The organism is Deferribacter thermophilus (genome assembly GCF_049472675.1).
GTDB classification, from domain to species: Bacteria; Chrysiogenota; Deferribacteres; order Deferribacterales; family Deferribacteraceae; genus Deferribacter; species Deferribacter thermophilus.
In genome coordinates, this window is the sequence record NZ_JAPNXM010000001.1 from 325,620 (window position 1) to 343,754 (window position 18,135).

22 protein-coding genes, 1 tRNA gene and 1 other RNA gene are annotated in these 18,135 nt (G+C 30.0%); 19 read left to right on the plus strand and 5 right to left on the minus strand.

Translation table 11 applies throughout. The features are described from left to right. The first annotated feature begins 6 nt into the window (after positions 1-6). From hpf to ptsP, 10 genes are read left to right on the plus strand one after another with little or no spacing between them, the layout of a single operon-like run. A complete protein-coding gene (hpf, locus tag OWM07_RS01655; RefSeq protein ID WP_423301936.1) occupies positions 7-537 on the plus strand; it encodes a ribosome hibernation-promoting factor, HPF/YfiA family in 531 nt (176 codons plus the stop codon). Between the two features lie 11 nt (positions 538-548). Then, the gene (locus OWM07_RS01660) at positions 549-1,010 is read left to right on the plus strand and encodes a PTS sugar transporter subunit IIA (protein ID WP_423301937.1); all 462 of its coding nucleotides are present in this window, start codon (positions 549-551) and stop codon (positions 1,008-1,010) included. Continuing rightward, positions 1,010-1,987: an HPr(Ser) kinase/phosphatase gene (gene hprK, locus OWM07_RS01665; protein WP_423301938.1), complete on the plus strand. Its 978-nt coding sequence runs from the start codon at positions 1,010-1,012 to the stop codon at positions 1,985-1,987. Before OWM07_RS01660 ends, hprK begins: the two co-directional genes overlap by 1 nt. Continuing rightward, a complete protein-coding gene (gene rapZ / locus OWM07_RS01670; RefSeq protein ID WP_423301939.1) occupies positions 1,984-2,838 on the plus strand; it encodes an RNase adapter RapZ in 855 nt (284 codons plus the stop codon). Before hprK ends, rapZ begins: the two co-directional genes overlap by 4 nt. A gap of 4 nt (positions 2,839-2,842) precedes the next feature. Beyond that, positions 2,843-3,241 (plus strand): PTS sugar transporter subunit IIA, encoded by a 399-nt coding sequence (locus tag OWM07_RS01675; RefSeq protein ID WP_423301940.1) that lies wholly within the window; start codon positions 2,843-2,845, stop codon positions 3,239-3,241. After that, positions 3,234-3,713: a PTS sugar transporter subunit IIB gene (locus OWM07_RS01680; protein WP_423301941.1), complete on the plus strand. Its 480-nt coding sequence runs from the start codon at positions 3,234-3,236 to the stop codon at positions 3,711-3,713. The genes OWM07_RS01675 and OWM07_RS01680 overlap by 8 nt, the downstream gene beginning before the upstream one ends. Continuing rightward, positions 3,710-4,375: a hypothetical protein gene (locus OWM07_RS01685; RefSeq protein WP_423301942.1), complete on the plus strand. Its 666-nt coding sequence runs from the start codon at positions 3,710-3,712 to the stop codon at positions 4,373-4,375. The genes OWM07_RS01680 and OWM07_RS01685 overlap by 4 nt, the downstream gene beginning before the upstream one ends. Next, complete coding sequence (locus OWM07_RS01690; RefSeq protein WP_423301943.1) at positions 4,372-5,079, plus strand: PTS system mannose/fructose/sorbose family transporter subunit IID; 708 nt, start codon at positions 4,372-4,374, stop codon at positions 5,077-5,079. The genes OWM07_RS01685 and OWM07_RS01690 overlap by 4 nt, the downstream gene beginning before the upstream one ends. 1 nt (position 5,080) lies before the next feature. Next, the gene (locus OWM07_RS01695) at positions 5,081-5,359 is read left to right on the plus strand and encodes an HPr family phosphocarrier protein (protein ID WP_423301944.1); all 279 of its coding nucleotides are present in this window, start codon (positions 5,081-5,083) and stop codon (positions 5,357-5,359) included. Further along, positions 5,356-7,101, plus strand: coding sequence for a phosphoenolpyruvate--protein phosphotransferase (gene ptsP, locus OWM07_RS01700; protein WP_423301945.1), 1,746 nt, complete (start codon positions 5,356-5,358; stop codon positions 7,099-7,101). The genes OWM07_RS01695 and ptsP overlap by 4 nt, the downstream gene beginning before the upstream one ends. On the opposite strand, the gene OWM07_RS01705 is transcribed toward ptsP, so the two are convergent. From OWM07_RS01705 to OWM07_RS01720, 4 genes are all read right to left on the minus strand, one after another. After that, positions 7,081-7,485, minus strand: coding sequence for a gamma-glutamylcyclotransferase family protein (locus OWM07_RS01705; protein ID WP_423301946.1), 405 nt, complete (start codon positions 7,483-7,485; stop codon positions 7,081-7,083). The genes ptsP and OWM07_RS01705 overlap by 21 nt on opposite strands. Positions 7,486-7,487: 2 nt before the next feature. Next, entirely contained in the window at positions 7,488-9,368 is a 1,881-nt protein-coding gene (locus tag OWM07_RS01710; protein ID WP_423301947.1) for a SurA N-terminal domain-containing protein, read from the minus strand. 32 nt (positions 9,369-9,400) lie between these two features. After that, positions 9,401-9,499, minus strand: an RNA gene (gene ffs, locus OWM07_RS01715) — signal recognition particle sRNA small type. 13 nt (positions 9,500-9,512) lie between these two features. Beyond that, a tRNA-Ser gene (locus OWM07_RS01720) sits at positions 9,513-9,603 on the minus strand. Positions 9,604-9,715: 112 nt separating this feature from the next. Between OWM07_RS01720 and OWM07_RS01725 the strand changes: the two genes are divergently transcribed. Genes OWM07_RS01725 through OWM07_RS01740 form a run of 4 tightly spaced genes read left to right on the plus strand, consistent with a single transcriptional unit; the run spans position 9,716 to position 12,794 of the window. Further along, on the plus strand, positions 9,716-10,306 hold the full coding sequence (locus OWM07_RS01725) for an RNA polymerase sigma factor (RefSeq protein ID WP_423301948.1): 591 nt from the start codon (positions 9,716-9,718) through the stop codon (positions 10,304-10,306). Next, positions 10,284-10,718, plus strand: coding sequence for a zf-HC2 domain-containing protein (locus OWM07_RS01730; protein ID WP_423301949.1), 435 nt, complete (start codon positions 10,284-10,286; stop codon positions 10,716-10,718). Before OWM07_RS01725 ends, OWM07_RS01730 begins: the two co-directional genes overlap by 23 nt. Next, on the plus strand, positions 10,708-11,436 hold the full coding sequence (locus OWM07_RS01735; protein WP_423301950.1) for a hypothetical protein: 729 nt from the start codon (positions 10,708-10,710) through the stop codon (positions 11,434-11,436). Before OWM07_RS01730 ends, OWM07_RS01735 begins: the two co-directional genes overlap by 11 nt. Continuing rightward, entirely contained in the window at positions 11,433-12,794 is a 1,362-nt protein-coding gene (locus OWM07_RS01740; protein ID WP_423301951.1) for a Do family serine endopeptidase, read from the plus strand. Before OWM07_RS01735 ends, OWM07_RS01740 begins: the two co-directional genes overlap by 4 nt. A gap of 74 nt (positions 12,795-12,868) precedes the next feature. Here the strand turns inward: OWM07_RS01740 and OWM07_RS01745 are convergent, their stop codons facing one another. Further along, the gene (locus OWM07_RS01745; RefSeq protein WP_423301952.1) at positions 12,869-13,414 is read right to left on the minus strand and encodes a helix-turn-helix domain-containing protein; all 546 of its coding nucleotides are present in this window, start codon (positions 13,412-13,414) and stop codon (positions 12,869-12,871) included. Between the two features lie 263 nt (positions 13,415-13,677). Between OWM07_RS01745 and OWM07_RS01750 the strand changes: the two genes are divergently transcribed. The 5 genes from OWM07_RS01750 (at position 13,678) to OWM07_RS01770 (ending at position 18,100) form a co-directional block, all read left to right on the plus strand. Beyond that, positions 13,678-14,820 (plus strand): ABC transporter substrate-binding protein, encoded by a 1,143-nt coding sequence (locus OWM07_RS01750; protein ID WP_423301953.1) that lies wholly within the window; start codon positions 13,678-13,680, stop codon positions 14,818-14,820. 62 nt (positions 14,821-14,882) lie between these two features. Beyond that, positions 14,883-15,764: a branched-chain amino acid ABC transporter permease gene (locus OWM07_RS01755; protein WP_423301954.1), complete on the plus strand. Its 882-nt coding sequence runs from the start codon at positions 14,883-14,885 to the stop codon at positions 15,762-15,764. An 8-nt stretch (positions 15,765-15,772) separates the two neighbouring features. Further along, positions 15,773-16,615 (plus strand): branched-chain amino acid ABC transporter permease, encoded by an 843-nt coding sequence (locus OWM07_RS01760; RefSeq protein WP_423301955.1) that lies wholly within the window; start codon positions 15,773-15,775, stop codon positions 16,613-16,615. Between the two features lie 8 nt (positions 16,616-16,623). Beyond that, positions 16,624-17,409: an ABC transporter ATP-binding protein gene (locus OWM07_RS01765; protein WP_423301956.1), complete on the plus strand. Its 786-nt coding sequence runs from the start codon at positions 16,624-16,626 to the stop codon at positions 17,407-17,409. Continuing rightward, a complete protein-coding gene (locus tag OWM07_RS01770) occupies positions 17,396-18,100 on the plus strand; it encodes an ABC transporter ATP-binding protein (protein ID WP_423301957.1) in 705 nt (234 codons plus the stop codon). The genes OWM07_RS01765 and OWM07_RS01770 overlap by 14 nt, the downstream gene beginning before the upstream one ends. Positions 18,101-18,135: the final 35 nt, after the last annotated feature.

The window sequence follows — 18,135 nt, forward strand, 5'->3', positions numbered from 1 at the left end:
GGTCTTATGAATATTCAAATTACTGCAAGAAATCTTGAGTTGACTGATGCAATTAGGAGTTATGTAGAAAAAAAAGTATCAAAAATAAAAAGGTATTTTGATCAGATTATAGATGTTCATGTTTTATTAGAAATTCAAAAAAATGTTCATATCGCTGAAATATTAGTAGATGCTAAAGGGGTGTTTTTAAAAGGGCTTGAAAAGTCTGAAGATTTATATGCATCAATTGATCTTGCTGTAGATAAAATTGAAAAGCAGCTTGTTAAATATAAAGAAAAGCTTAAAAATAAGAAATTTATGGAATCAACACCTGATACATCGCTTAGATTAAATGTTATTGATTCAGAGTCTATCGATTCAAATCCAAAAACTATTATTAGTAAACAGATACCTGCAAAACCTATGACTATTGACGAAGCTGTTATGCAGATGGAACTATTAAATAAAAACTTTTTTGTTTTTAGAAATGCTGATACAGGTGAAGTAAATGTTGTTTATCAAAGGGATGATGGTAATATAGGTTTAATAGAACCATAATAGGTAGTAAAATGAAAATATATGATTATATCGATGAAAAAAATATTATTTTTATTGATAAAAATTATAATAAGGATGAACTTTTAAAATTTTTTGCTAAAAAATTTAAAGAGCTTTATTCAGAGTTAGATGAAGAAGAAATTTATAAAGCCTTATATGAAAGGGAAATATTAAGTTCTACAGCAGTGGGGGAAGAAGTTGCTATCCCCCATGCTAAAATAAATAACTTAGATGATTTAAAAATCTTAATTGCTTTATCTGATAATGGATTGGATTTTGATGCAGTAGATGATTTACCCGTTAGACTATTTTTTGTAGTTATTGCTCCTTCAAGTAAGATGCAGTTACATTTGAAAGCTCTTGCAAGAATTTCAAGATTAATAAAAATGACCGATTTTAAAGAGAAAGTTTTGAAATGTAATAATCCGTCTGATGCTTTAGAAGTTTTAAAAGAAGAGGAAGATAAATTGTAATGAGTTCTATACCAGTTTCTGAGCTACTTGCTCCTGAGGCTGAAAATCTAAAATTAAAACTAATTTATGGTAAAAGAAAAGTATTTGAAAAATTTATTGATAATCACCGCATACAAAAACCTGGCCTTGCATTAGCAGGATTTACCGATCATATCCACAAAGGAAGAGTACAGATTTTAGGAAATACAGAAATTTCCTATTTAAATGCTTTAGATGAAAAGAAGAAATATGATGCAATAACTGGCTTATGTAAAAAGGATATTTCATGTATAGTAGTTACTAAAAATCAACATATTCCAAAAGTAGTAATTGATGCATGCAAAGAGTACGGTATCCCTTTATTTAAAACTCCATTAAAAAGCTCAATTGCGATAAATGAAATATCTTCATATTTAGAGGAAAAGTTAGCACCCACTACGAATATGCACGGAGTACTGGTAGATGTTCATGGTGTTGGGGTGCTTATTCTTGGTAGAAGTGGTATTGGAAAAAGTGAGTGTGCATTGGAGTTGGTTAAAAGAGGCCATAGGCTTGTAGCCGATGATGTAGTCATAATAAAGAAAAAACAAGATTTTCTTGTAGGGTTTGGTGATGATTTGTTAGTTAATCATTTAGAAGTTAGAGGGTTAGGTATTTTAAATATCAAAGAGATGTATGGTATTGGTGCAATAAGGCTTAGGAAAAGGGTTGAGTTAGTTGTTAATCTTATAGATTGGAATAAAGATGGTGATTATGACAGGTTAGGTATTGATAAAAAAGTTTTTACTATTTTAGATGTGGATCTACCTCTTGTAAATATTCCTGTTTCTCCAGGAAGAAATATTGCTATCATTATAGAGGCTGCAGCTAAAAATCATTTGTTAAAATTAATGGGCTTTGATGCTGCAGTAGAATTTAATAATAAGCTAAATAAAGTTTTAGAGGCAAAAAAAGAGGCTTTACTAAAAAATATTTTCCTTAAAAAAGGGGTTGAATGAATAGAGATTATTCTGTTGTTATTATTACTGGTTTGTCTGGAGCTGGTAAATCTACAGCGGCAAAGGCTTTAGAAGATCTAGGATTTTACACAATAGATAATTTACCTATATTTTTGGGTGAAAAGTTTTTTCAGTTTGCTTTCGATTTTAATGTTGAAATACCAAAAGTTGCTTTAGTAATAGATGTTAGAAATAAAGATTTTAATAATGCGTTTAGTTTTATCAAAGGTTTGAAAGATAATTATAATGCTCAAATTCTATTTTTGGAAGCAGATAATGAGGTAATATTAAATCGCTTTAAAGAAACAAGGAGAAAACACCCTTTAGGGGATGATTTGTTATTTGCTATTGATAAAGAAAAGGAATTATTAAATAAGATTAAAGATTTGGCAGATATTGTGATAGACACTAGTAAATTAAATATAAATGAACTTTCTAATAAAATATATGATATTTTTTCAAAATTTTTTGAAACAAACTTTACAGTTATAATTCAATCTTTTGGCTTTAAATATGGGATACCATCTGAATCAGATTTGGTTTTTGATGTTAGATTTTTAAAAAATCCACATTATAATGATGAACTTAGACCATTAACAGGTCGGGATGAAAAAGTCAAAGATTTTGTATTTAAGGATAAAAGAGCTAAAAAATTTCTTGTTAAGTTAAAGTCTTTATTGAACTTTTTGATACCTAATTATATTAAAGAAGGTAAGAAGTTTTTGACAATTTCAATTGGATGTACTGGAGGTAAACACCGTTCTGTTGTTATTGCGGAATTTATATATGAATATATTAAAGATAAGACTGACATAAATGTTAAATTAAAACACAGAGATATGGAAAGGTGATAAGATGATTGGAGTTGTTTTATTAACACATGGTTCTTTAGGACTGGCTTTACTAAAAACAGCAGAAATGATATTGGGTAAAAAGGATCGGGTTGAGATCTTGCCAGTTCAAAGTGGTTCTTCTTTAAATGATATAGCTGAAGTTTTAGAGGAATATATTATAAAATATAAAGATTCTGGACTTTTAATTCTTACTGATATGTTTGGTGGTAGTCCTACAAATATTGCTATGGCTTATATGAATGAAGATAAAGTGGATGTAGTTACTGGTGTTAACTTACCTATGTTAATCAAAGTGTTAACGTTAAGGGAAGAAGTAAACGATGTGACGGAGATTGCAAAAAAAGTTGTAGAAAGAGGCAAAGATAGTATAAAAAGACCTGGTGATTTATTAAATGGGTAAAAGAGTTATTTTTAGAGTTGATGATAGATTAATTCATGGGCAAGTTATAGAGGGCTGGATTAAATATTATAAAATACCAAGTGTTATAATTGTTAGTGATATTATAGCAAAAGATACTCTCAAAAAAACAATATATTCTAGTATAACTCCAGAAAATGTTAGTTTAGAATTTATGAACCTTGAGGGATTTAAGAAAAAATTTAATTTTAAAAATATAAAGAAATCCTTACTTGTTTTGTTTGAAGATGTACAATCTTTGTACAATGTTAAGGAACTATTAAATGATGATATTTATATAAATATTGGGTGTGTTGCTAATAGAAAGCATAAAATAGAGGTTAGTGATACTGTTTTTCTAACTAAAGACGAAATTAGAATGCTATGTGAATTACGAAAAAATTATATGATATATATAAAAAAATTACCTTGGGAAACAAGTGTTGATATTTTGAACTTTGATGAGATTGTATGATTAAGTATTTGATAATATTTCTTTTATCAGGTTTGATTTCGGTTGATAGGAATTCTGCATTAAATATTATGATATCAAGACCTATTTTTATATCAATGTTAATAGGGATAATGTTTGATAATTTTTATTTATTGTTACTTGTAGGGATATTATTTGAGTTAATAGGGTTAATAGATTTACCTGTGGGGACGCATATACCTAGAGATGATTCTTTTATGACTTATGTTACATGCTTGGTATTTTCTCATGTTAATGTAGATAATATTTTTAAGGTATTTTTACTTTTGTTACTGGTAGTTGTTTTTTCTTATCCTGCAACATTTACAGAGTCTATTGTTAGAAAATTAAATCAAGGTTTGTATTTGAAAAATAGATTGAAAGGTTATAGATTTCCCATAACTAAAGTTATTACTTGGGGGATAATGATTTCTTATTTTAGAGGTGTAATAGTATACAACATTTTGTTTTTTTTACTATATTACATCTACATACAAGTTATTAATATTAAATTAAACTTTATATTTAATGAAAATATTACAGAATATTTGATACTACTTATATGTTTTGTTTCTGGTTATTTAATAAGATTTTTGAATTTAAAAAGTATAATTAAATATTTAGTATTTATATTTGGTGTAATGTCTGCTTGGTATTTGATATGAAGTTGAAGAAAATAAAAAGATTATTGAAAAGTTTGTTATTGCAAGGGAATTGGAATTACGAGAATATGCAAGGTACAGGATTTGCTTTTATGCTGGATGAGATAAATAGGGAAGAATCATTTAATATCCCTGATAGTGTTATAAAAAGAGAGTTGACTTATTTTAATACACACCCATTTTTGTTGATGTTTGTTGTAGGCGTATGGTTTAGAGAATTTTTAGATAAAGGGGATCCTGATCAGTATAAGAAAATATATTCATCTGCTTTTGGAGCTCTTGGAGATAGTTTTTTTTGGCATGCTTTAAGACCTACATCTTTTGTTATTGCTGTTTTGTTTTCTTTTTACAACCCTTTTATAGCGTTAATTTTATATTTATTTTTCTTTAATTTTTTTCATTTTTATTTTCTTTATAATGGGTTTGATATAGGTTTTCAATACGGAAAAGAGACAATTAAGTGGTTTAATAAAATACTTTTTAATAGATGGTCAGAGTATTTTGATGCTATCACATCATTTCTTTTAGGATTTATATTAGTTATGATAATTCATAAAAACGGCTTTGATGGGAATATAAGTATATATGCTTCAGGCATATCCTTGTTTTTGTTGGGCACATTTTTGGCAAAAAAGATTGATTTGATATACAGTTTTGTGGCTATTATGTTTTTTGTTTTCCTTTTCAAAGTTACTGTTGGGGTGTAGTATGGCTGGGAAAAAAGAGATTGAAGTGGAAATTGTGAATGAATTGGGGATGCATGCGAGAGCTGCTGCTGCATTTGTAAAAGAAGCTGGTAAATATATTTCTGATGTGTTTATAGAAAAAGATGGGATGGAAGTAAATGGTAAAAGTATTATGGGTATTTTAATGCTTGCAGCTCCAAAAGGTTCTAAAATAAAAATAAAAGCGATAGGGGATGATGCAGATGATGCTTTAAATGCTTTAAGTAGCTTGGTAAAAAATAAATTTGGAGAAGATAAGTGATTGTTTTAAAAGGTATTGCTGCAAGTGAAGGTATAGCTGTTGGGAAAGCATTTTTCATTAATAAAAAACATGTAAAGGTTAACAAAATAAGAATTTCTGATGATAAAATAGCTTTTGAGATCAGGAAATTTAAAGATGCTATAAAAAAAGCAGAAGAATATATAAAACATATTAAAGATATAAGTTTACAAGATTTAGGTGAAGAACATTCGTTTATTTTCGATGTATATTTACTTTTATTAAAAGATGATATGTTAATAGGTGAAACTGAAAGAGTTATAAAGAATGAAAAAGTAAATGCAGAGTATGCCTTGTTAAAAGTTTCTAAAAAATTGATAGAGATTTTTGAAAAGACTGAAGATCCATATATTAAGGAAAAGAAAAACGATGTAAAACATATCGTAAATAAAATCATTAAATTTATGACAAATGATGGGTTTATTTTTAAAGAAACTTTTGGAGAATCGAGGATAGCTATTGCACATGATCTATCCCCATCTGAATTGGTTAGTTTGTTAAAGCAAAATATAGTGGCTTTTGCAACAGATTTGGGTAGTAAAATATCTCATACTTCTATTATAGCAAGGGCAATGGGTATTCCAGCTGTTGTAGGTTTGGAAAAGATAACTGATAATATTATCTCTGAAGAAGAGATGGTTATAATTGATGGTTTTAAAGGGGTGGTGATTATCTCACCAAATTCAGAAGTTCTTAATGATTATTTAGAAAAGGAAAAGAAGTATAAAGAATATATAAATGAATTGCAAAAATTAAAAAATCTTGATGTAAAAACTAAAGATGGTGAAATAATAAATATATTTTCAAATGTTGAAATTAATGAGGAAATAGAAATTTCAAATGATTACAATGCCCAAGGTATTGGCCTTTATAGAACTGAATTTATTTATCTTGAAAAAGGGGATGTGTCAGAAGATGAACAATTTTTAATATTAAAAGACGCAGTACTTAAGAATAAAGGGAAGCCTATTACTATTAGAACATTTGATTTAGGTGGTGAAAAATTAGCAAACTTATTACCTCATCCTGACGAACAAAATCCTGCAATGGGTCTGAGAGCTATTAGATATTCTTTAAGATTTAAAGATATGTTTAAAACTCAAATAAAGGCTATTTTAAGGGCAGCTGTTTTTGGAGATGTCAGGATAATGTTTCCTATGGTATCTGGGGTAGAAGAGATTAGACAGGCTAAATCGATAGTAAAAGAATGTGAAGAAGATTTAAAGAGAGAGAAAAAGGAGTTCAGATCCAATATCCCACTTGGTGTTATGGTTGAACTTCCTTCACTTGCCTTAATTACACATTTAATTAATAAAGAGGTAGATTTCTTTAGTGTTGGTACAAACGATCTTATTCAGTATACGATAGGTATAGATAGAAATAATGAGTATGTTGCTTATTTGTACAGACCTACACATCCAGCTGTATTAACTTTATTAAGAAAAATTTTGAAAGATGCTCAAAAAGCTGGTATAGAGGTTACTGTTTGTGGTGAAATGGCTGGGGATCCAAAGTATATACCAGTTTTATTAGGTTTGGGGTATAGAAATTTAAGTATGTCACCTTCAGCTATTTTAAAAGCTAAAATGATGATTAGTAAAATTGAAATAGAAAAATGTGAAAAACTAATTACAAGTTTAAAAAGGTGTAAGTTGGCTAGAAATGCTGAGGAAAAACTTGATAAATTTGTAAACAAATATGCATCAGATGTGTTTTTTCATTAAAACATATCTTTTTTTGTAATATTTTAACCAATCACCAGATGGTATTTTTTTGTACATACTTAAATTTTTTAGAAAACTGTTATTTGCAGTATATATCCAAAATTTTAGGTTATTTTTTTCCATTTGTACTCTTTTGTATGGAGTATAATCTGAATTTATATCTTCATATTCATCTAAGTGAGGAATTAAATTTGAAGGAACTTTAAATATATCACCAATTACCACACCAGTATTCTCTGGAACATATACTGGGTATTTATCATCGGATAAATATAACGATCCAGGTAGAGATATAGAAGTTATATATTTAGCATTTTTTAAAATTATTGTAGAAATAGGGCACCCAAAGCGAAGGGTGCCGTAAAAGAAAAAATATTCATACATAATTATTGTAATGATGGGTTAATTTCTATTTTTGCATCACTTTTTAGTTTTGCAATATAATTATTTAAAGCTTCATCTTGTTTAATTGAAAGTATAAAGTTTTTAATTTCTTCTTTATCTTCATTGGTTATTTTTGTAAAATCAGGTTCTTTAACATCTACAACTTCTATGATATATACTTTATCTGCAATAACGAACGGTTTTTCTAATAATTTCCCATTATTATTAAAAATATTTTTGGAAAGTTCTTCATTTGCACCAATATCTGGTATAGGCTCTATCCTTTTAAAATATGGTGATGTAGTTACAGCTAACTTATTTTTGTTTGATATTTCTTCAATATTTTTAGAATTTTTGATCATTTCAGTAGCTTTATTATAAGCAATTTCGGTGGCTTTATCATTTATATAATCTTGTAATATTTCATTTTTTATTTTATCAAAATTTGGAATGTATGATTTTTGTCTATCTTCTAATTCAAAAATATATTTAATACCATTAATATCAATTATATTGGTAATTTCAGCTAATTCTAATTTAAAGAGTTTAGTTTTTAAATTAATATCATTATCAACAGGTGGTACACTATCAAATAGTGAAAAATACTCTGTTTCATAAACAGGTAAATCTTTGTTCTCTTTTAAATAAGCCGTTATATTTGATGCTCTCAGGATATCTCTGTAAATATTTAGAACATATTCATTAAAAATGGATTTTGCTTTCAACTCTTTTAGTTTATCGATTATTTTTTGTTTAGCTTCAGCCAATGTAAGTTTTTTTTCAGGTTTGTGATCATAAACCTTGATTATATGATAACCATATTTTGTTTTAACAATATTAGACATTTCGTTAACCTTTAATTTAAAAGCTGCTTCCTCAAAATCTTTTATCATTTCCCCTTTTGTAAAATAGCCAAGATCACCCCCATTTTTTGCTGATGGATCATCAGAATATTTTTTAGCTAAATCTTCAAACTTAGCACCAGATTTAAGTTCTTTTAAAATCTTTTCGATTTTTTCTTTGGCTTTTTTTACTTCATTTTCGTTATCCCAGTTATTAACCTTAACAAGAATATGCTTAGCAGCAACTTTTTCTTTATCTACAAATTCATTAGCATGCTGAATATAGTATTTTTCTATTTCTTCGTCTGATATATTTATATCTTTATTAAAGTTTTTAGGATCTATTTTGACATACTTAACTTTTATTTTTTCTGGGACTCTATAATCCTCTTTATTTTTTTCAAAATAACTTTTAAGGTCATTATCATTATATTTGACATATTTTTTATACAAATCAGGATTTAATTTAACATATTTAATTTTTGCCTGTTTATTTCTAAAAGTATACTCTTTTTTAATTTCATTTTCGTTTATTGAGACACTCTTAGTAATAATATCTTTTACCTTTTGAACTAATATATCAGCTCTAATAGACCTTTCAAATTGTGCTGGGGTTAATCCATTTAACCTTAAGATTTCTACATATCTTTGCGTATCAAATTGCCCATTAGTTTGAAATGATGGGACTTGTTTTATTTCATTAAAAACTTCAACATCAGACACGAAAACACCTAATCTGTTTGCTTCTTCTAATAAAAGATATTTTTCTATTATACTGTCTATGACTTGTTTATTAATATTTGATGTTGTTGGTAAATTATCACCTAAAAGGGTTTTAAGAGTGTTTGTAAACTTTTCATACTCTTGTTGATATTCATTAAAACTAATTTCAAAATTATTGACCTTTATAGCGTAATTTTTTTGATTAGCTCTATTTCCACCTACTCCCCAAACTAAGAATATAGTACCTATGAATGCTGCAATTACAAGCCAGAGAAAAATAGCCAAGATTTTTTTTTGGTTTCTAAACATTCTTAGCATAATCAAACCCCTTTAACACAATAGTTTAAGAGGCTCGACAGGGACACTCCGGCACACAGGAAACCACGCTACCGTTGCTCCCTTCCGGGCCTGGCGGGGTTCACGCAGCTCCTGTTGCAGAGGCCCCATCGAGCCATTCTGAAACGGAGAGGGAGGGATTCGAACCCTCGGTACCGCTTTTGGCGGTACACACGATTTCCAATCGTGCTCCTTCGGCCAGCTCGGACACCTCTCCAATATGGCAGATTGTCTCTATAGCTTAAAAAACAAACTCTGTCAATAAATCATATGAATTTTTGAACTTTTAGATTATAATAATATCTTAAGATGTGTAAAGGGAGGCTAATGTGTCAGATAAGAGTGTTGTTAACGCAATTCTTAAAGGTGATACGCAATCTTATGAACTGTTGATAATAAAGTATCAGAGGCAACTATTTAATACTGTAATTTCATTGGTTAAAGATCCAGATGTTGCTGATGATCTAGTTCAAGAATCTTTTTTGAAAGCGTTTGAAAAACTTGATACTTTAAGGGATAAATCACAATTTTTCCCTTGGCTTAAAAGAATAGCAATAAATTTAGCTTTAGGATATTTGAATAAAAATAAAAGAAATGTTGATATGAATGCTGACTGGAATGAAGATGGAGAAGAAAAAACGGATTATTTTGAAAGTATTGCTGATGAAGGTGATCCTGAAGAGTTCTTATTAAAAGAAGAATTAAGAAGGTATGTGAGAAAGTTTGTTGAATCATTACCTGATAGACTGAGAGTGGTTGTTATTTTACGAGAGGTGGAAGATATGAGTTATGAAGAGATAGCTGAAACTTTAAACATACCAATTGGTACTGTTAGATCCAGACTTTTCAATGCAAGACAAATTATAAAAGATAGACTTATAAATCAGGGGTTAGCAGATGGATTGTATAAAATATCGTAAAATGATTTCATCTTATGTAGATAATGAACTTGATGAATTTGAAGTTGATAATGTTTTAGTACATTTAAAAGAATGTAGTAGTTGCAAAGTTTTTTATGAAAATCTTTTAATATTAAAAGATGAAGTAAAAAATTCATATATGGAGAATAATTACGATTACGATTGTTTGAATGATGTTATGACTAAACTAAATCGTAATGTAGTACATTATAAAAATAAAAAGGTTGGTAAAATATTTATTGCAGTAGCTGCAATTTTTCTCATTGCAATATCTTTACTGCTATTTAATAAATCACAAAATTCTAATGAAATGGCTTCCGATTATAAACTTGAAAAATATGTTGCTGAACATTTAGAGAAATATAGGCCAGTTGATTTAAATAGAATTACTAATGTTAATTATGATAAATAAGTCTAAAATTTTATATATAGTTTTTTTGTTCTTATTACTCTCTTATTCTTATTCATTTTCATTTGAAGAAATCGAAGGGGTTTATATAAAAATTGCTTTAGATGAAAATAGATATTTACAATTGGATCTTGAGAAGAAAAACCCCCATAATAGATATTTATCACATACTGTATCAAGCTTGATAAAATCTACCTTTTCTATTAAATCAATATCTACTGAATATTATTCTGAAAAGGTTTCGACCGTTAAAAATAATCATATTGAAATAAAAATTTATCATTTTGATCCAATTTTTAATGACAGGTTTAAACATATTTTATGGATTTATGAGGATGGTAGATTATACAAACAAGAAGTTTATGATTTAAGCGATAAGCTACTTTATTCCTATGAGTTTAAAACAAATAATGTTAAAAAGATTCCACCAAAAAGTGAAATAAATGGTGGTTTTTATTTTTATAAAGGGTTTAAGTTGGTTTATTCGGGGAAAAATAATGAGGATGAAAATCAACTCCTTTTTAGTGATGGGCTAAATAATTTTTCGGTGTTTTGGAAAAAGCATCTTTGTGATTTTACCCCTTTAAGGAGGATTATTTTTGGTAATTATATGTTAAGAAAATGTATTGATGATTTTTTGGTTACAGTTGTTGGGACTATCCCATATTTTGAGATGGAAAAAGTTGTTAAATATTTAATAAAAAAGGAGGTTATTAAATGAAACGGTTATTTATGATTTCTATGGTAATTGTTCTTTATGCGGCAAACCTTTTTGCTTATTTTGGCGCTCCAGATTCGTTTGTGGATGTAGTAAAGAAAACAAGGGATGGAGTAGTTAATATTAGTACAACAAAAATAGTAAAAAGAAAAGGTTTCCCATATTTTTTTAATGATGATTTTTTTAGGAGGTTTTTTGGAGATGATTTTAAGCGTTTTCAAGAAGAACCTAGAGAATATAAATCTAAATCATTGGGTTCTGGATTTGTGATTGATAAAGAGGGTTATATTGTTACTAATAATCATGTTATTGATGGTGCAGATGAAATTGTTGTCAAATTGGCTGATAAGAAAGAGTTTAAGGCTAAAGTTGTTGGGAAAGATCCTCTAACCGATCTGGCTTTGTTAAAGATTGATCCAAAAGATGAGGATCTTAAACCATTGCCTCTTGGAGATTCAAATAAGACAGAAGTAGGGGAATGGGTTGTTGCAATAGGTAACCCATTTGGTTTGGAGTGGACAGTGACAGCTGGGATAATCAGTGCAAAAGGTAGGGTATTAGGTGAAGGTCCTTACGATAATTTTATGCAAACGGATGCTTCAATTAATCCTGGAAACAGTGGTGGGCCATTAGTGAATATGAAAGGTGAGGTAGTTGGTATAAATACAGCAATAATACCTTCTGGACAGGGTCTTGGATTTGCAATACCTGTAAATATGTTAAAAGAGCTTTTACCAAAGCTTAAGCAGGGGGAAGTTAAAAGAGGGTGGCTTGGTGTAACAGTACAACCTTTAGATGAAAAGTTGGCTAAATCATTTGGTCTTGATAAAAATGAAGGTGCATTAATTGCTGATGTTATCAAAGGTGATCCAGCTGATAGAGCAGGAATTAAGGCAGGAGATATTGTAATTGCTGTCGATGATGAGCCTGTTAAAGATAGTAGAGACTTAGTTATGATTATAGGTAAACATAATCCTGGGGATAAGGTTGTATTAACTATAATTCGTGATGGTAAAATTTTGAAAAAATCTGTTGTGTTAGGTGAAAGGAAAGATGGACAAGTAGCTGAAGGTGGTGGTTTAAGAGAAGGTAAAATTGTCGTCAATGATTTGAATGAAAATGAATTGAAAGATTATGGGATCAATGGTGGAGTAAAAGTTGTGGATGTTGATCCAAGCTCAAATGCTTATGAGGCTGGTCTTAGAAAAGGTGATATTATTGTATGGATAAATAGACACAAAATTAAAGATAGTGAAGAGTTTTATAAATACTATGATAAAATAAAGAAAGATGAAATTGTTGCTTTAAAAGTAATAACTAGAATGGGGAGCAAATTTATCGCATTTAACAAAGATGAATAATTTGATGATAAATTTTAATTAAATATAAAGCAGGGGTTAACCCTGCTTTTTTTATTTACAAAAAAATTAAAAAATTAGAATGTTGGTGGATGATTAACCCAAATTACTTCTGTAACTGTATCACCAGGATTTCGCCACCCATGAGGAATATTCGATTTATAAATAGCCGAATCACCTTCTTTTAGATGGAAAATCTCTTCGCCTACTGTAATCTCCAGTTCACCTTTTAGAACAATTACAAACTCTTCGCCATTATGAGAATGTAACTCTTTTCCACTATATGCATTTGGCTCAAGGTACATATATAAAGCTTCTAAGTCAGTATCTGAAAATTGGGGGCGTAATAATTCGTAAGTAACTTTTGATTTTGGATTTACTAATTTATTTCGTTCCTCTTTTTTAACTACTACTCTTTGATAGCGAGAAGGGTGATCAAAAAAGTGCATTATACTTATTTCTAAAGCATCAGCTATCTTTTTTAAAGAAGATACGGTTGGAGAGACTAAATCTCTTTCTACTTGTGATAAAAATCCTAGTGAACAACCAGATAATTTACTAAGTTGTCTTAATGTTAGTTTTTTCCTTTGTCTTAGTTCCTGAATCTTCTTACCTATTGTCATAAGTTCAATATATAAAACAAAAAGAATAAATGTCAAGCGATATTAAAGTAAACTAAAATTAGTTTAAATATGCTAAAAGATGTGTGTTTAGTTAAATTATAATATTAGTATGTAATTAAATCAAATTTGCTTTAAATTAAATAAAAGTAGGATTTGAGTTAAGCATGATTAAACAATAGTTTAAAAATTAATTGACAATTTGTTAAATATAAAATAAATTACGGTTCACAATTTTAAACTGATAAAAACAAGAAGGAGGATGTATGAAGAAGTTATTACTGTTAGTATTAAGCTTTGTTGTATTGTTATCTTTTGGTGTTTTTGCAAAGCATCATGAGTTAGTAATTGGAGTTGTAGGACCTGAGACAGGTAATTTGGCTGTCTATGGTGTTAAGACACTTGATGGTGTTATGTTGGCTGTTGATGAAATTAATGCTGTAGGTGGTGTTAATGGTAAGAGGATTAAAGTTGTTCACTATGATGATAGGGGAGATAAGGCTGAGGCAGCAGCAGCTACTCAAAGGCTCATTAATAGAGATAAAGTTTGTGCTATTATTGGAGAGCCAACTTCTGGAGCTACATTTGTTATAGGACCTATAGCTAACAGAGCTAAAGTTGTATTAATTTCTGCTGGTGCAACAGCTAAAGGTGTAACAGATGGTAAACCATTTGTTTTCAGGGATACTTTGTTAGATTCAGATGGTGCTCCTGCAACATTAAAGTTTATTATGGATAAATTTGGTTGGAAAAATTTTGCTTTAATAACTTCTGTGAACAATGATTACAGTGTAGGTTTATCAGCTATTTTTAAAGATGCAGCTAAGAAATATGGAGCAAATATAGTTGTTGAACAGACTATATCAGATGGAGATACAGATTTTTCTGCTCAGATTACTGCTATAAAGCCTCATAATCCTGATGCAATTATATTTACTGGTTATTATCCAGAGGGTTCATTGATTATGTTAGAAGCTAGAAAACAAGGGCTTAAAGCACCTATGGTTGGTGGTGATGGTTTACTTGCACCTGATTTATGGAAAGTTGGTGGCGATGCTGTTTTAGGTTCTATTGTTTATGCTGGTTTTTCTCCACAAGCTAAAGCTGAAAATGTTCAAAATTTTGTAAGGAAAATGGCTGAAAGAGGAAAAGAAGCTGACATGTTCTCAGCTCAAGGTTATGATGCAGTTTATCTTCTTGTAAACGCTATGAAAAAAGCTGGTGTTACAGATTGTACAAATGTTAAACAGAGAATTGCTATGAGAGATGCTCTTGCAGCTACTAAAGACTTTATGGGTGTAAGTGGTAAGATGAGTTTTGATGAAGAAGGTAACGCTAAAAAGGTTCCTTTTATACAAATGGTTGATAAGAAAGACGGAAAGTATTACTTTAAATTACTCAACGAGTAAAAATCCTATAATAAACAAAAATAGCCGCCAATGGCGGCTATTTCTTTGTTAGGAGGTTTTCATTGTTAGAGATAATTATTAAACAATTGTTAAATGGTTTGACTGTTGGGAGTGTTTATGCTCTCATTGCTTTAGGATACACAATGGTTTATGGAATAATAAAACTGATTAATTTTGCTCATGGCGATATTTATATGGTTGGAGCATTTTTGGGTCTAATCGCAGCGACTTTATTAGTTAAGAACTTTGTGGTAGTTTTAGTATTTGCGATGATGGGTTGTGCTATTCTTGGAGTTTTAGTAGAGAAAGTAGCTTATAAACCTTTGAGAAACTCCTCAAGGATATCAGCATTAATTAGCGCTATTGGTGCATCCATAATAATTTCTAATACAGTTGTATTGATAAATGGACCTCAGCGTGAAGCATATCCAAAACTTTTCCCTAATATTAGCTTTATGATTGGTGGTATATCAATTTCTCTTTTACAGGTATTTATAATAGTGATTTCAATTGCTCTTATGTATGGGCTTTACTATATAGTTCATAATACTAAAATGGGTATAGCCATGAGGGCTGTGTCCCAAAATTTAAATGCAGCTAGATTAATGGGGATAAATCCAGATAAGATAATTAGTTTTACTTTTGCTTTAGGTTCTTCTTTAGCAGCAGCTGCTGGTGTCCTTGTTGGGACATATTACACTGCAATTGACCCCATGATGGGTTTACTTTTTGGTCTTAAAGCATTTGTAGCTGCAGTGTTGGGTGGAATTGGTAGTATCCCTGGTGCAATGTTTGGAGGAATTGTGTTAGGGTTAGCAGAGGTGCTTGGGGTTGCATTTATTTCACCATCATTTAGAGATGCAATAGCATTTGGAATTTTAATATTCATATTAATTGTTAAACCAACTGGTCTGTTTGGTTCAACAGCTAAAGAGAAGGTATAAGAGGGGATATGATGGATTTTTTAAGCTTTTTAGAAAATGATTATTTCTTACAAATTGCTACAATGACCTGTATAAATATTGTAATTGTTTTAGGATTAAATTTAATTACAGGTGTTACTGGACAGCTTTCGTTAGGGCATGCAGCATTTATGAGTTTGGGTGCATACTGTTCAGCATTGTTAGCTTTAAAATTAAATATGCCATTTTGGGTTTGTTTATCAGCTGGAACAGCTTTTGCAGGTATAATGGGTGCTTTGCTTGGGATACCTATTTTAAGGCTAAGAGGAGATTATTTGGCAATAGCTACATTAGGTTTTGGTGAGATAGTTAGAGTGGTGATTTTAAATACGCCCTTTGCTGGTAAAGCGTTAGGTTTGTATGCTATTCCACAATATACAACATTTTTTGTTGCATTACTTGCCGTAATTTTAGGAATAATATTTATGTATCGGTTTGAAAATTCAAGACACGGCCTTGCTTTAAGAAGTATAAGAGAGGATGAAATAGCTGCTGAAATGATGGGTGTAGATATTGCTAAGTATAAGATTTTAGCCTTTGCAGTTGGATCTGCTTTTGCTGGTCTTGGTGGTTCTCTTTATGCTCATTTCTTAACATACATAAATCCAAACGATTTTGGTTTTATGAAGTCGATAGAGCAGCTTTGTATGATTGTTTTAGGTGGTATGGGTAGTATAACTGGTGCTGCAGCAGGAGCAGTTGTTCTTAGTACTGTCCCAGAATTGTTGAGGTTTGCATCTGAGTATAGAATGGTCACATACGGAATTGTATTAATAGTTATGATGATATTTAGACCTCAAGGTTTATTTGGAAAAATAAGAGTCAACGTGTAGGTGTGATTATGAGTGAAGTAATTTTAGAACTAAAAAATGTTTGTATGTATTTTGGAGGGTTAAAAGCAGTAGATGATGTCAGTTTTGATGTTAAAAAGGGTGAGATAATGAGCCTTATTGGCCCTAATGGGGCTGGTAAGACCACTATCTTTAATGTAATTACAGGGGTTTATGTACCTACAAGCGGTGAAATATGGTTTAAGAATACACTTTTGAACAAGTATAAGCCGCATCAGATAACTAAAATGGGGATTGCTAGAACATTTCAAAATATCAGACTTTTTAAACAATTAACCGTATTAGAAAATATTATACTTGCAATGCATTGTAGGAGAAAAATTGGTGTCATTCAATCCGTATTGAGGCTTCCTAGTTATCATAGTGAACTGAAAAAAACTATTAAAAAAGCTGAGGAATATTTAGATTATATGGGTTTATTAGGTAAAAAAGATGAGAAAGCAGAAAACCTCCCTTATGGTGAGCAGAGAAAGTTAGAAATAACAAGAGCTCTTGCAACTGGTGCTGAACTACTACTTTTGGATGAGCCAGCTGCTGGTATGAACCCTCAAGAAACAGCTAACTTAATGGAATTAATTGAAAAAATAAGAAATGAACTAGATAAAACCATATTTTTAATAGAGCATGATATGAAATTAGTTATGGGTATATCTGATAGGATAGTTGTTTTAGACTATGGGAAGAAAATTGCAGAAGGGCTTCCTCATGAGATAAGAAATAATAAAAAGGTTATTGAAGCTTATTTAGGAAAAGAGGTGGCTAATGCTACAACTTGATAAAGTACATACAAAATATGGTCATATTGAAGCATTAAAAGGGATAAGTTTACATATAAAAGAGGGTGAAATTGTCACAATAATTGGTGCTAATGGAGCAGGAAAGACTACTACATTAAACACAATTTCTGGTATTTTAAAACCTGCTGCAGGAAAAATAAAATTTTTAAATGAAGATATTACAAATCTTACTGCTGATAAGATTGTTGCTAAGGGTATTGTTCAGGTTCCTGAAGGTAGGCAGATTTTTTCTAACTTAACAGTTTATGAAAATTTGCTTATGGGCGCTTATTTAAGAAAAGATAAAGTTGAAATAGAAAATGATTTAGAAAGAGTATATGAGCTATTTCCAAGGCTTAAAGAAAGAAGAAATCAGCTTGGTGGGACCCTCTCAGGTGGTGAACAGCAGATGCTTGCTATTGGAAGAGCTTTAATGAGCAAACCAGTGTTATTATTATTAGATGAGCCAAGTCTTGGTTTAGCGCCAATAATTGTGGAAAATATTTTTGAAATTATTAAAGAGATAAATTCTCAGGGTACTACTATTTTGCTCGTAGAGCAGAATGCTCATTTGGCATTGTCTATTGCTGACAGAGGATATGTGATGGAAACCGGTAATATTATTATGGAAGATGATGCTAAGGCATTATTGAATAATGAAGAAGTAAAAAAAGCTTATCTTGGTATGTAAAGCCTGTTTTTGACAGGCTTATTTTTTTTATTTTT

Excerpts from the sequence above, each read along its gene's own strand:
- hpf (WP_423301936.1), top strand. The coding sequence starts at position 7 with ATGAATATTCAAATTACTGCAAGAAATCTTGAGTTGACTGATGCAATT.
- OWM07_RS01660 (WP_423301937.1), top strand. The coding sequence starts at position 549 with ATGAAAATATATGATTATATCGATGAAAAAAATATTATTTTTATTGAT.
- hprK (WP_423301938.1), top strand. The coding sequence starts at position 1,010 with ATGAGTTCTATACCAGTTTCTGAGCTACTTGCTCCTGAGGCTGAAAAT.
- rapZ (WP_423301939.1), top strand. The coding sequence starts at position 1,984 with ATGAATAGAGATTATTCTGTTGTTATTATTACTGGTTTGTCTGGAGCT.
- OWM07_RS01675 (WP_423301940.1), top strand. The coding sequence starts at position 2,843 with ATGATTGGAGTTGTTTTATTAACACATGGTTCTTTAGGACTGGCTTTA.
- OWM07_RS01680 (WP_423301941.1), top strand. The coding sequence starts at position 3,234 with ATGGGTAAAAGAGTTATTTTTAGAGTTGATGATAGATTAATTCATGGG.
- OWM07_RS01685 (WP_423301942.1), top strand. The coding sequence starts at position 3,710 with ATGATTAAGTATTTGATAATATTTCTTTTATCAGGTTTGATTTCGGTT.
- OWM07_RS01690 (WP_423301943.1), top strand. The coding sequence starts at position 4,372 with ATGAAGTTGAAGAAAATAAAAAGATTATTGAAAAGTTTGTTATTGCAA.
- OWM07_RS01695 (WP_423301944.1), top strand. The coding sequence starts at position 5,081 with ATGGCTGGGAAAAAAGAGATTGAAGTGGAAATTGTGAATGAATTGGGG.
- OWM07_RS01705 (WP_423301946.1), bottom strand. The coding sequence starts at position 7,485 with ATGTATGAATATTTTTTCTTTTACGGCACCCTTCGCTTTGGGTGCCCT.
- OWM07_RS01710 (WP_423301947.1), bottom strand. The coding sequence starts at position 9,368 with ATGCTAAGAATGTTTAGAAACCAAAAAAAAATCTTGGCTATTTTTCTC.
- OWM07_RS01730 (WP_423301949.1), top strand. The coding sequence starts at position 10,284 with ATGGATTGTATAAAATATCGTAAAATGATTTCATCTTATGTAGATAAT.
- OWM07_RS01735 (WP_423301950.1), top strand. The coding sequence starts at position 10,708 with ATGATAAATAAGTCTAAAATTTTATATATAGTTTTTTTGTTCTTATTA.
- OWM07_RS01740 (WP_423301951.1), top strand. The coding sequence starts at position 11,433 with ATGAAACGGTTATTTATGATTTCTATGGTAATTGTTCTTTATGCGGCA.
- OWM07_RS01745 (WP_423301952.1), bottom strand. The coding sequence starts at position 13,414 with ATGACAATAGGTAAGAAGATTCAGGAACTAAGACAAAGGAAAAAACTA.
- OWM07_RS01750 (WP_423301953.1), top strand. The coding sequence starts at position 13,678 with ATGAAGAAGTTATTACTGTTAGTATTAAGCTTTGTTGTATTGTTATCT.
- OWM07_RS01760 (WP_423301955.1), top strand. The coding sequence starts at position 15,773 with ATGATGGATTTTTTAAGCTTTTTAGAAAATGATTATTTCTTACAAATT.
- OWM07_RS01765 (WP_423301956.1), top strand. The coding sequence starts at position 16,624 with ATGAGTGAAGTAATTTTAGAACTAAAAAATGTTTGTATGTATTTTGGA.
- OWM07_RS01770 (WP_423301957.1), top strand. The coding sequence starts at position 17,396 with ATGCTACAACTTGATAAAGTACATACAAAATATGGTCATATTGAAGCA.